Here is a 9,934-nt window from a genome sequence, read left to right as displayed (position 1 = left end):
ATCAGCCCATGTCAGGGCAGACAGAAGCACCTCGGCTCGCACCACGGGATTTACCACGCCCCCGGCGCGCACCGAAGGTGCGCTGGATCGCTGAACTGGGCTTATGCCGGACGGGAACGATACTCGGATGTTACGCCGGTTCTGTTCGAGATGGAGTCGACCCGCATCCGGTATTCGTCAACTATCTGGGCGCGACATGCCTGGCGAGTCGGCCACAACCTGCCCGCTTCGCGTCACGCACGTCGCGCTCGGGCAGGCAGCCCGAGCGGACGCTGCTGGGGCGTAGCGCACGACCCTCGACCATCTGCATGAGGCGGTGGCGGTGGATGAGCATCTGCCCGACCGGCACGGCGGTCAGGGGGCGCCGGCCGGACTCCCAACCCGCGATCGTGTCGACAGACACCCGCAGGTGCTCGGCGACGGCTTCTTGGGTGTAGCCCATCTGCTCGCGGATGACGCGGAAGACGTAGCCGGAGATGACTCCCGCTCGGGGCCGCGGCGGCATTCCCTGACCGCCAGTCAGGGTTGACCTTGGTCCTGTTGGCATGGCACCCCCATTGCGTGCGGATGGCGGCAATCCACCTGTACCCGCAGTCACTTCAAGCGCTGCTCACGGCTTCCTACCGTCGTAGTCGTTAAGCAACCGAGCGTATACGGAGGGCGGGGGCATGCCGCACCGTACAGCCCAACTGCCCGTAGCGGCAGGGCCTGGCCAATCCCCGCCAGACGTCGAAACGATGCTCGCCACCGCAGCCCGTCTGCTCGGTCCGGACGACGGACCCTCCACTCGCCCTCGTCGAACCCGAGGTGGCCGCGCGGCTCGTCCGCCGTATCACCGCCGACCACCCGAACATCGACACGACAACCGCCCGCCGCATCGTCGGCCAGGCCGCAGCGTTCATCGCCGCCTCCGGCCAGCAGCCCGGACAGTCCCTCGTACCGAGCCGGCTGGTCGACCACGGATGGCACGCGTTCATCGTGCACACCGTCGACTACGCCGCCTTCTGCCAGCGCGTGGTGGGCCACTTCGTCCACCACGTCCCCACCGACGAGGACGAGCAGACGCCCGGCGACCCCCAGGCTGAGCGCGAGCGCACCCTGACCGCGATCCGCACTGCCGGCTACACGGCCGAGAAGGACCTGTGGGGCGACGCGGCCGACTGCAACCAGTGCCACGCCGGATGCCACGACAGCCCCAAGGGGGGCTGATGGCCACGGCCCATCTGTAGGACACTCCAGCCGTCCGGTCTCACAGCCGGGCGGCTGCCCGACGAGCGGAGCACGACGTGACAGAGACGGCGATCGCCTGGGACACCTACTCGCGGCAGCGTCCCGAACGCCGGCCGGTGAACGCACGGGGAGAGACGACCTGGTTCAACTGGACCCAGTACGAGGACCACGGCCCGGGCGCCGAGCTGCTCGCGCTGCCCCCCGGAGGCCGTGTCCTTGATCTGGGCTGCGGGAAGGGCGGCAACGCCGCGCACCTGGCCTCGCTCGGCATGCAGGCCGTCGCCGTGGACGTGTCCCCCGCGCAACTTCGTGCGGCTGGCGAACGGTGGGGCGCGATGCCGGGGCTGAAGCTGCACCAGGCGGAGGCGGTCGCCTTCCTGCAGGACTGCGGGGAGCCGTTCGACGCGGTGTACTCGGTGTACGGGGCGGTGTGGTTCACCGACCCGGCCCGGCTGCTGCCCGTGGTGCGTGAGCGGCTGTGCCCGGGCGGGACGCTGGTGTTCTCGCAGCGGCCTCCGGTAGAGGGCTGCTACGGCTGCCAGGCCTCCTACATTCCGCGCGGCGTCGACGAGGACCCCCCTCGTGCTGAAGCGGTGGGACTACGAGCCTGCGGTGTGGGAGCAGCTGCTCGGCAGGCACGGCTTCACGAGCGTGCACACGCAGGTTCTGCCCGCGCCACCCGGACCACGCAAGGTCGGCACGCTCATCGTCCGGGCGTTCCTGTAACGGCCGCCACCCAGACGCCCGCTCGTCCGGGTACCCACGCGTTGAGGGGGGGCGGGTACAGACGCCCGTCCATCCCTTGCATCCCATAGCCCTTGGGGACAGGCAGGCCCAAGGACACTCGCCCTGGTGGCCGTCGGGAGGCTCGCCGACCGGGGCGGGCCTACACTTCCGGCAACCCTCACAGCGGTCCGTGCTCCGGCCGCTCCTCGGCCCGCCGCCCTCCCCCGGTGGCGGGCCGCAGTCATGTCCGGACCACGGTCACGACGACCATGGTTGTGGGAAGGGGCGCGCCAGTCCCGACCCCGTAACTTGACGGATTACCACACGGTCAGCAGTCCGGGACGGCGAAGTCCGTGTCGTGGGTATAGGGGCCACCCCAGGAGTCGCCGTTCATGAAGGTGTTTGCGGGTGAGTAGTAGGCGCCACTCCAGGGGGAGGACGTGATGCGGTACCAGTAGCCGCCGGGGGTGACAGATGGGATTGTCGGGTCGTAGACCTTGCACGTGACGTCCACCCACTGGCCGGCTGCGATGCGCGGGCCCATGCCGGAGGCGTTGTGGTAGTTGGTGAACGTGTTCACGCCGTGGCTGCCCTCCTGCTCGCCGTGCACGGTCGACGCGGGCGGGGCGGCGACCGCGGTCCAGGAAACGTGGTTGGAGGCCACGCCGTTCGCCGTGGCCCAGTGGTCCGAACCGTCGGACGAGTAGCACTGGCTGGTGGTGGCGGCGCCGGAGGCGTCCGCGATGAGGGTGAAGCCGTAGAAGCCTGACGGGCTCGCGCTGTCGAAGCACTCCACCTGCAGCGCCGTGCCGGGCGCCCACCCGCTGAACGTCAGCGTGTACCGATACCCCGAGTCCTTCCTCGGCCCGCGCTCCAGCGCGACGGAGCCGTACTCGGGCGCGGCCCGGCCCCCGGAAGCCCCGGTTCCGTCGCCAGAACTGCCGGAATCGCCCCCGCCAGCCGTGTTGGGCGTCGCAGACGGGGTGTGCGCCTTCCAGCCCGGCGGGTCGCCCGCGCTGCACGCGCCGCCGCCCAACCACGACGACAGATCGAGCACATCACCGCAGGTGTTCGTCACGTCCAGGCCGATCTTCTTTGCCAGGGACGACGGAATCATCTTGATTCCCTGCTTCAGCAGGCACTTCGTGATGCCTTCCTCGCCGCCGAAGAGGCATTTGACCATCTTGAAGGGCGATAGCGAGTCCACCGACGCGGTCAGCCGCCCGTCGGCCACAGCGGCGTCCTCCACGTGCCAGGCACCGTCCCGGTAATGGGCCATCAGTGCGCCCTCGCCAGCGCCGGACACCGGGAGCCCGACCCGCACCCGGCCCGACCACGGCGCGTCCAGGTGCACGTCCACCACGCCACCGGACAGCGGCGTAATCGTCGCGTTCGCGTTGCGGGTCAACACGTGGGCAGGGACCGTGAGTTCGATCCCGGAAGGGCTGACGACGGTGCCACCGCGCTCGGCGTCTAGCCGCGCGCTCACTGCCCCGGCCGCCGCCATCTTCGTGACCGTCACCGTCGGCACCGGCGCCGGCCCGGCGCCGCTCGAACATGCCGCCGTCAACCCGATCAGCGCCACCGCCGCGACGGTCCGTATCCGCACATTCCGCATCCGTTGCCGCATCGCCGCCCCCTGAGCCAGGTATGACGGAACACCGTAACGTCGTTAGCCACGGCTTGGGGGCAGCTTTCCTGCGACGCCAGCCGTTCCGCCGTCAACTGGAGAACACAGAAACAGGGTGGAGCCCCACGTCGGCTTACTCGCCGGTCGCGGTGTTCAGACCATCTCCCGCCGCAGGGAGCGCACCCGCTCTGCGACCGCGTCGCCCTCGAGTCCTGCGTTGGCGGTGATCTGCTCAGCAGGGCGCTGAGCGCGCGGCGCACCATCTCGCGGCCTGTCCCCTCCTCGCCCTCCGTGTCGAGCTTGTCGACAGCGCGGCTCAGTGGGTGTTTCAACTCCTATCGGTCAGAGCGGGCAGTCTGACGGAAATCGAACTGCCTGTACGGCCGTCTATGTTCAGCGCATGACACAGATAGATCTTTCTGCGTTCGAGCATGAGTGGACTCGCTTTGAGTCATGGCTCCAGGTGAACTCGCCCGCTGATCACGCCATGTTGCGAAGGCCGGCGGTCCCCGAGCGGCTCATCGAGCTGGAGTCGCGGCTCGGCTTCGAGCTGCATCCGGAGCTCAGGGCACTGCTGCAGCAGCATGATGGAGTGGTGACGTTGGGGGAGGGCGGGTGAGGGGTTGCGTCCATGGAGATGGTGTACGGGTTCGACCTGATCCGGGGGTTTGCTCCGGCGTTGGGCTGATGCCCGCATAGATGAACGGCCACCGGCTGATCTTCGAGGTGTCGAAGCCCGAAGGAGATCAGCACGATGACCCCACTCCGCTGGGGCGGGCGACCGGCGAGAGTCGCGCGACAGCCTGGAGTCTGTTCTCTACCCTCTCGCCAGGCGATCGGTCAGGTTGACCTTCGCCGCTGTCCACTCGTCTCGGAGCATGACGAAGACAAGTAGGTCACGGCGGGTTCCGTCCGGCTTGAGCAGTGCGCCTACCTGGCGCTCTTGCAGCTGAGCTCCGATCCGTTTGATGGCTTCCTGTGAGCGGATGTTGTCCACATCGACGCGCCAGACGACGCGTTCGAAACCGAGGGTCTCGAACGCGTAGGTCATCGTCAGCAGCTTGGTTTCCGAGTTCGCTGCCGTGCGCCACCACGTCCTGCCGAACCAGGTGCCTCCGATTTCTACGCGACCGTCCCACTGGTGCCAGCTGTGCAGATTCGTCGTGCCGATGGCCGTGCCCTGAATGCGGCTGACCACCGCAAACGCGACGCGTTTGCCAGCGTCGACCTCTTCGAGACGCTTGGAGACGATCCCGCGCAGTTCCTCTTCGCTGGCAGGGGTGGGCGCACTCAACCAGCGCCAGACATCCTCGTCACGGCCGCCGACCCGGAACAGGTCGGGAACGTGCCGCAGAGCCAGCGGCTCCAGCCGGACATGACAGCCTTCAAGAACGGTCGGCAGGGGCGCTGACGGCATGACCCCGAGGCTAGAGGTTGTCCCGTAAGCGATCTTGGAATTGCTGGGGGTGGGGTCGATGTCCGTCCCTTCCGCGTTCTATCCGGCGAGGGCGAGGTTGTGGAGGCGGGCGATGCCGAGCATGGCCTGGTGCACGCCGTCACCCTTGAGACGGCAGTCCCGGAGGATCTTCCAGTTCTTCATCCGGGAGAAAACGTGTTCGACGCGGGCTTGGGCCTTGCGATGGACCTTGTTGTCGGTCTCCTGCTCGTCGGTCAGTTCACCGCCTGCCGGGCGGCGGTGCGGGATCAGCAGACCGGTGCCCAGGTAGCCACCGTCGGCTATGACCGGGGCATCCCTGGCGGCCCGGTCCGCTCCGATTTCGGCGTACGCCTTCGAGTCGTGCCGGCTTCCCGCGACCGGGCGTCCGACGGCAACGACCAGGCGGGTGCTGGCATCGATGACCACCTGGTGGTTGGTGGAGTAGCGGTAGTTCTTGCTCGATGTCGCGACGGTGCGGTCGCGCGTCGGGACGAGCGTTCCGTCCACGATCAGCACGGTGCCCACCGGATGCCGGCGGCGGACCAGGAGCGAGCGCGAGGTAGGGCGCAATGTGGTCGATGACCCGGTCCGCGGCCGACTTCGAGATCCCGAACAACGGGCCGATCTGTCGCATCGTCAAGTCGGTCCGCCAGTGGGCGGCCACGAGCAGGATCCGGTCCTCGAGCGGCAGTGCCCACTTGCGCCCACCGGTCGGCGCCCCGCCACCTCGGCGCCGCGCGATACCGACCAGCTTGCGGAACTGCCGCTCGCTCAGTCCCGAGAACAGCCCGATCCAGCCAGGCTCCGACGCCGTGATCACCCCACCCACACCAAGATCATCTCACCCCTGGCCAGGGCTTACGGGACAACCTCTAGAAACGGACCAGCGGCAAGGGCCGCCCCGCACCTCGGAGCGGCCCTGCCGGAGATCCCGTCTGCTGTCAGGCGAGCGTGATGCTGTCGAGTCCCGCGTAACCGACGCCGTCGGAGAAGCCGGGTGATCCCTTCGCCAGTCGGATCATGTTGCAGCCGGCGTGAAGGTTGACGTCGACGGTCACGGTGCCGGCCGGCTTGCCCCATCCCGAGCTGGTTGGCGGGTAGGTGACGGTCGACCAGGCACCGCCGTCGTAGGCGAGGCCCTATGTGGAGTCGGCTCCCGTCGCGTTGGCGTACTTGATCGTCATCACGTACGAGCGCGCGGTCGGCAGGTTGACGAGGAAGTCCACGAAGCTGTCGTCCCGCATGTCGGTCTTGTTGTCGATCTGCCCGACGTAGCCTCCGTTCGAGGCGCTGGTGGAGCTGAGCCGGTTGGCGTTGACGACCGTCGCGTTCTCCGCCTCGTAGGCCCGCTGCCAACTGCTCCGGTCCGGCCGGTCCGCGAGAGATGTCAGTTCTTCTGACCCCTTCTGAGGTATTGACGGCTCGTTTTGCGCGGCCCTACTGTCTGCGCAGTTCGATGTTGTTGGAAAGTGTCGATTGCTGAGAATTCCCATCGCCAGGTGAAGCGGGTCCACGAGGTTCCGAAGTCCAGGGCGGGGAGGCCGGTGCAAGGCGTCGCACACTCTTTTCGCGCCGGGCTGCCACACCCCGCGGAAGACCCCACGCCCCCTCAGGGCGGCAGGCCGGCCGCCCAGTTGCCGGCGCCTGCCCTCAGTCCCCTCTTTCTGTTCGCGCCGTGCTGCCCGAGGCCACCGATTCGGGCAGCGAGTCACCCCCACAAGGAGAACACCGTGAAACGCTTGGCAAGACGCATCCTCATCCGGGCCGCAGGGCTGGCTCTCGTGCTCGGCGGCTTCGCGGCTGCGGGCGGGCAGCCACCCGTGCCGGACCTCGGCCGGACTGAACCGACAGCGGTGACCACCCGTCAAGTCCCGGTCTCACCACCGCCCATGGGGTGGGCGTCCTGGAACAGCTTCGCCAGCAGCATCGACTACGGCACCATCAAGGCGCAGGCCGACGCGCTCGTCTCGTCCGGCATGGCGAAGGCCGGCTACAAGTACGTCAACATCGACGAGGGCTGGTGGCAGGGCGCCCGCGACAGCGACGGCAACATCTCCGTCGACACCACGCAGTGGCCCGGCGGCATGAGCGCCATCGCCTCCTACATCCACAGCCTCGGCCTCAAGGCCGGCATCTACACCGACGCCGGCAAGAACGGCTGCGGCTACTACTACCCCACCACCAAGCCGGCGGCGCCCAACACCGGCAGTGAGGGCCACTACCAGCAGGACATGGAGCAGTTCCAGAAGTGGGGCTTCGACTTCGTCAAGATCGACTGGTGCGGCGGCCAGAAGGAGGGGCTGAACCAGGAGACCACCTACCGGGCGATCAGCGCCGCCAACGACGCCGCCACCGCGGTGACCGGCCGGAAGCTGGTGCTGTCGTTTTGCGAGTGGGGCACCGGGCGTCCCTGGAACTGGGCCCCCGGCTACGGCACCATGTGGCGGACCAGCACGGACATCGTCTTCTGGGGGAACACCCCGTCGATGTCCAACATGCTGAGCAACTTCGACCAGACGCTGCACCCCTCCTCCCAGCACACCGGCTACTACAACGACCCGGACATGATGATGGTCGGCATGTCCGGCCTGACGGCCGCCCAGAATCGCACCCATCTGAGCCTGTGGGCGATATCGGGCGCCCCGCTGCTGGCCGGCAACAAGATCACCACCATGGACTCCACGACGGCGGCCATCCTCACCAACCCCGAGGTCATCGCGATCGACCAGGACCCGCGCGGGCTCCAGGCCGTCAAGGTCGCCGAGGACACGAAGGGGCTGCAGGTCTACAGCAAGGTGCTGTCCGGCACCGGAAAGCGGGCCGTGGTCCTGCTCAACCGCACCTCCGCGGCGGCGCCGATCACCGCCCGCTGGGCGGACATGGGGCTGGCCGGTGACTCCGCGTCGGTGCGCGATGTCTGGGCGGCCAGTGACAAGGGCAGCTTCGCCACGGGCTACACCGCGACCGTGCCCGCCGGCGAGGCAGTGCTCCTCACCGTCTCCGGCACCGAGGCGTCCGGCAGCACCTACGAGGCGGAGTCCTCGGCCAACGCCCTCGCCGGGTCGGCTGCTACGGCCACGTGCTCCGGCTGCTCGGGAGGCACCAAGGTCGGCAACATCGGCAACGGCTCGGCCAACACCCTCACCTTCAAGGGCGTCACCACCACCGCCTCCGGCGTCAAGCTCGCCGACGTCGCGTACGTGAACGGCGACAGCACCACCCGGACGGCGACCCTGCAGGTCAACGGGCAGGACCCGACCGTCGTCTCCTTCCCGCCGACCGGCTCCTGGACCACTCCAGGCACCGTCTCAGTCCTGATCGGCCTGGCGAAGGGCTCCGCCAACACGCTGACATTCTCCAACTCCGGCAGCTGGGCGCCCGACCTGGACGCTGTGTACGTGCAGGACATCGCGGGGACCAACGGCAACGAGATCGTCGGCACAGGCTCCGGCCGCTGCGTGGACCTCGCCGACAACACCATCGTCAACGCCACTCAGGCCGAGCTCTGGGACTGTGCCGGCGGCCACAACCAGACCTTCACCCGCACCTCCCGGGGCGAGTTGGCGGTCTACGGCAACAAGTGCCTGGACGCCGACAACAACGGCACCACCAACGGGACCAAGGTCATCATTTGGGACTGCACCGGCGGCACCAACCAGAAGTGGACCGTCAACTCCGACGGGACCATCACCAACAGCCTGTCCGGTCTGTGCCTCGACGCCTACAGCGGCGGCAAGACCAACGGGACCAAGCTCGATCTGTGGGCGTGCAACGGCGGATCGAACCAGAAGTGGAGCCTGAACTGACGGGTGATCCGCCACTCACGGCGACGCCGGACTCCTCTGCCTGACGGCATGCCAGGCAGAGGGATCACTACGGGGGATCCATCCTCACGGGGGCCGGTGCGGGCCGGGACGTCCGCCTCGCAGGACAGAGGTAATCTCGTCATGCGTCGACCCGTGCACCGTCTCAGACAACGGGTCAGAACGAGGGCCACGGCACTCGTCGCCAGTGCCGCCCTGCTGACCGGCGGTCTGGTGGCCGCCACGGCGACACCCGCCTCCGCGGCCGTCAGCCTCGCCGGGCACTGGGCGCTGGACGAGGGCAGCGGCACCACCGCGGCCGACTCCTCCGGCGCCGGCCACGACGCCACCCTCGGCTCGGGCGCCGACTGGACGAGTGGCCAGGTCGGTTCGGGTGCGGTGACGGTCAACGGAACGGCGAGCGGGAGCGTGGACGTCCCCTCGCCCGTGGTCGACACCTCGGGCAGCTTCACCGTCTCCGCCTGGGTGAAACTGAACAAGGTCTCGGGCTACCAGACGGTGGTCAGTGCCGACGGCACCAACATCAGTGGCTACTACCTCCAGCTGAACGGCACCACGGGCAAGGGGACGTTCACGCGCCGCGCCTCCGACAGCACCTCGGCCGCCGAAGTGCGCACCGACAGCAAGGCCGTTCCGGCGGCGAACACCTGGTACCACCTGGTGGGTGTGGACGACGGCACGGCCGGCACCCTGACGCTCTACGTCGACGGAAGGCACAGAGCACGAGCACGTTCACCAGAGCCTGGCAGGCCACCCGTCACACGCGCGTCGGCCAGGCACTGCGGGGCGGAAAGACAACGGACTTCGTCAACGGCGCCGTGGACGACGTACGGATGTACTCCGGCGTCATGAGCGCGACGCAGGTCGCAAGATCACCCCGAGCACCGCAACCGTCACCGGCGTCGGCTCGGCCTTCTCCCACACGGTGCCCGGCTACTCCGTCACCGTCCTCACCCTCGGCTGATCCCGCACCACAACCGCGCGGCCCCCCCCCCCGTGGTGTCTCGGGGGCGGGGCGGGCGGGGGTGGGGGCCGTTACCCGGGGGGGGGGGGGGCCGCACGTGGCGGCGTGAGCGGCCATGCATA

The 9,934-nt window shown here is 68.5% G+C and carries 9 protein-coding genes and 2 pseudogenes; 7 read left to right on the top strand and 4 right to left on the bottom strand.

Features of this window, described 5'->3' with window-relative positions; genetic code table 11:
• Window positions 1-283: 283 nt before the first annotated feature.
• Window positions 284-505, bottom strand: a pseudogene (locus ACIRVK_RS43565) (helix-turn-helix domain-containing protein); the annotation flags it as partial.
• Between the two features lie 20 nt (window positions 506-525).
• On the opposite strand from ACIRVK_RS43565, the gene ACIRVK_RS43560 reads away from it, so the two are divergent.
• The 3 genes from ACIRVK_RS43560 to ACIRVK_RS43550 all read left to right on the top strand — a co-directional run bounded on the left by ACIRVK_RS43560 (window position 526) and on the right by ACIRVK_RS43550 (window position 2,045).
• Window positions 526-639 carry a hypothetical protein gene (locus ACIRVK_RS43560; RefSeq protein WP_404257415.1) on the top strand — a complete coding sequence of 38 codons (114 nt, stop codon included), beginning with the start codon at window positions 526-528 and terminating at the stop codon, window positions 637-639.
• 168 nt (window positions 640-807) lie between these two features.
• Window positions 808-1,209, top strand: a complete 402-nt coding sequence (locus ACIRVK_RS43555; protein ID WP_404257413.1) for a glycine-rich domain-containing protein — start codon at window positions 808-810, stop codon at window positions 1,207-1,209.
• 77 nt (window positions 1,210-1,286) lie between these two features.
• Complete coding sequence (locus tag ACIRVK_RS43550; protein ID WP_404257411.1) at window positions 1,287-2,045, top strand: class I SAM-dependent methyltransferase; 759 nt, start codon at window positions 1,287-1,289, stop codon at window positions 2,043-2,045.
• Between the two features lie 239 nt (window positions 2,046-2,284).
• On the opposite strand, the gene ACIRVK_RS43545 is transcribed toward ACIRVK_RS43550, so the two are convergent.
• Window positions 2,285-3,463, bottom strand: coding sequence for a hypothetical protein (locus tag ACIRVK_RS43545; RefSeq protein WP_404257409.1), 1,179 nt, complete (start codon window positions 3,461-3,463; stop codon window positions 2,285-2,287).
• A gap of 4 nt (window positions 3,464-3,467) precedes the next feature.
• Here ACIRVK_RS43545 and ACIRVK_RS43540 point away from each other — a divergent pair, with 4 nt between their 5' ends.
• Window positions 3,468-3,599 (top strand): hypothetical protein, encoded by a 132-nt coding sequence (locus ACIRVK_RS43540; protein ID WP_404257407.1) that lies wholly within the window; start codon window positions 3,468-3,470, stop codon window positions 3,597-3,599.
• A 387-nt stretch (window positions 3,600-3,986) separates the two neighbouring features.
• Window positions 3,987-4,205, top strand: coding sequence for a hypothetical protein (locus ACIRVK_RS43535; protein WP_404257405.1), 219 nt, complete (start codon window positions 3,987-3,989; stop codon window positions 4,203-4,205).
• 198 nt (window positions 4,206-4,403) lie between these two features.
• Here ACIRVK_RS43535 and ACIRVK_RS43530 read toward each other — a convergent pair whose 3' ends face one another.
• Together ACIRVK_RS43530 and ACIRVK_RS43525 are read right to left on the bottom strand one after the other, a co-directional pair.
• Window positions 4,404-5,003 carry a GNAT family N-acetyltransferase gene (locus tag ACIRVK_RS43530; RefSeq protein ID WP_404257403.1) on the bottom strand — a complete coding sequence of 200 codons (600 nt, stop codon included), beginning with the start codon at window positions 5,001-5,003 and terminating at the stop codon, window positions 4,404-4,406.
• A 78-nt stretch (window positions 5,004-5,081) separates the two neighbouring features.
• Window positions 5,082-5,853: pseudogene (locus ACIRVK_RS43525) on the bottom strand (transposase).
• A gap of 901 nt (window positions 5,854-6,754) precedes the next feature.
• On the opposite strand from ACIRVK_RS43525, the gene ACIRVK_RS43520 reads away from it, so the two are divergent.
• Both ACIRVK_RS43520 and ACIRVK_RS43515 read left to right on the top strand, forming a co-directional pair.
• Window positions 6,755-8,830: an RICIN domain-containing protein gene (locus ACIRVK_RS43520; RefSeq protein WP_404257401.1), complete on the top strand. Its 2,076-nt coding sequence runs from the start codon at window positions 6,755-6,757 to the stop codon at window positions 8,828-8,830.
• Between the two features lie 141 nt (window positions 8,831-8,971).
• Window positions 8,972-9,700, top strand: coding sequence for a LamG domain-containing protein (locus ACIRVK_RS43515; RefSeq protein ID WP_404257399.1), 729 nt, complete (start codon window positions 8,972-8,974; stop codon window positions 9,698-9,700).
• Window positions 9,701-9,934: the final 234 nt, after the last annotated feature.

The organism is Streptomyces sp. NPDC101152, from assembly GCF_044768275.1.
GTDB lineage: Bacteria > Actinomycetota > Actinomycetes > Streptomycetales > Streptomycetaceae > Streptomyces.
This window is presented reverse-complemented; position numbering and strand designations above follow the sequence as displayed.